At 52.6% G+C, this 1,752-nt stretch carries 1 protein-coding gene and 2 pseudogenes; all 3 read left to right on the top strand.

From position 1 onward, the window contains the following. Positions 1–195 (top strand): annotated as a pseudogene (locus tag ACTS3T_RS11145) (hypothetical protein); the annotation flags it as partial. 48 nt (positions 196–243) lie between these two features. Next, positions 244–1,203, top strand: coding sequence for a hypothetical protein (locus tag ACTS3T_RS11140; RefSeq protein ID WP_462934963.1), 960 nt, complete (start codon positions 244–246; stop codon positions 1,201–1,203). Between the two features lie 42 nt (positions 1,204–1,245). Next, positions 1,246–1,752 (top strand): annotated as a pseudogene (locus ACTS3T_RS11135) (hypothetical protein); the annotation flags it as partial.

Raw genomic sequence — 1,752 nt, 5'->3', positions numbered from 1 at the left:
ATCTTCCGCATCCTGATTGTGCTGGCGTTTCTCATCGGGGTGGTGATCGTTTTTACTCAGGCGACACGCGGCGGCGACTGGCAACCAATCGCCAACCTACTTGCCATTGGTGTCGCTTTTGTAATCGGCGTTGAGGTGATTTCTCAGCTAATCATTGGTACGGGTAGTGGTGGCGGTGGTGCCCCGGTTCCTTAATCACTTTCGTAGATACCTTGATGCCCTGCACCTCAGCACTGATGAGCAATGGATATCGACAAAGATCCTGTCCGCGTTAACAAGCTGCTGGGGGAGCGGGCTAGCATTGGCCCTATCCCGGCTGAGCAACTCATGCCCTGGGTTGCCATCGGCGGGGTCAGCTTCTTCGCCGTCAAAATGTTGCTGGCTCAGAACTTCATTACTTGGCTCCTGGTGTGGTTCTGGCTCAACGGTACCTGGTGGGTGCTGACAGGGGAAAAGACCTACAAGTTCATCAAATCCTGGGCGCATCCACCCGGTCATGACTGGACAAACGGGGAAACGATCTTTATTCGAGCCTATGAACCCGGCATGTGGGACAAATTTCGCAAGTTTTTGAAAAAAGACAAGAAGATTAAGCGCAAAACTCAATCTGGGGAAAAGCAGTTCGCCCCCTTTCAGGACTTGTGCCACCTCCACTCAATCGTCCAGGTTGAACTAGGTGATCATAAGTTTGCCTGTCTACTGCTCTATGACGCCAAGAAAGGCCAATGGTCAGCAGAAATCCCTTTCAAATTTCAGGGACTCCATCCCCAGCTCTACCGCGCTGAAGTAGAGGAAGCTATCGGCTCTCTCCAGCAGGGCATGGCGGAACTGCTTGATGGCGAGCGCTTACGTTTCTACACCGAATGTAGATCCTCAATTACAGAACGCAGAACCCAGCTTAGAAATCTAGCCCGCATCTCTAAGATGGCTCCGATCTCAGTGATGCTCCTCGATGAGGAAGCCCGGATCAAAGAGCTGACCGAGAAAGGTGTCCGGCAAGTCTGGAGTCAGAGCGTTTGGGCTACCTGGTCAAGTTCACGCGCAGCAGAGCAAAATACTGATTTCGTCGGCAAGGCTGTTCTGGGCGCTAAGAAGCTGATTAATAAGAGAGTCCGCAAGGTGGCAGGCACCGAAGAACACCACTTTAAGCAGTTCTACCTCAAGCTGGTACGGCAGATCTATGAAAGTGGCTATCTTAACTAGCGCAACATCCTGGAAACCAAGGCCAAGCTCAACTTTGAGCCGATGGATGCTCAGGAGCTATGGGAATGGCTCTGGTATCGCTTCAATCGCCGCAAAGCACCCAAGCTCACTCAGTACATCAGAATTCGTGAAACTGAGGACGGTATCAGACAAAAGATTCCGCCCTCTGGGCAGAAAGATCTCATAACCCTATTACTCCAAGGCGATCGCGGTAAGCCTTCTACGCCCCGGCACAAACGGCAGCATGGCTACATCTACGTCAATGGCCGAGTGGGGAAAGTAGCCGTCCTCGAAGCCCCACCTGAGCTATGGCGCAATACCCGGCAGCAGCTCAAGTGGATCTGGGAACGGCTTTCAAATTCTTATGTCCGCGATACCGAATGCGTTGTTGAGGTCACGCCAAAAGAGCGCTGGTCTACCCAAGATGAGCTAGAGAAAATGACCCGGCAGAGTCACTTTGAAAGTGAACGGGCAGCAGCTTACGGTACCGGGCGCGATGTTCACGCGGCGCTGCAAAGCAAGCAGGCTGAGCAAGCCCTGATGAAAGTA

This window comes from Almyronema sp. (assembly GCF_052168255.1).
In the GTDB taxonomy this organism is placed as follows: domain Bacteria; phylum Cyanobacteriota; class Cyanobacteriia; order Phormidesmidales; family Phormidesmidaceae; genus Sphaerothrix; species Sphaerothrix epifaneia.
Note: the sequence above shows the minus strand (reverse complement) of the source record. Positions and strands in the feature narration are given on the sequence as shown.

What these genes read in the sequence shown, in the direction of transcription:
- ACTS3T_RS11140 (WP_462934963.1), top strand. Translation starts at nt 244, where the DNA reads ATGGATATCGACAAAGATCCTGTCCGCGTTAACAAGCTGCTGGGGGAG.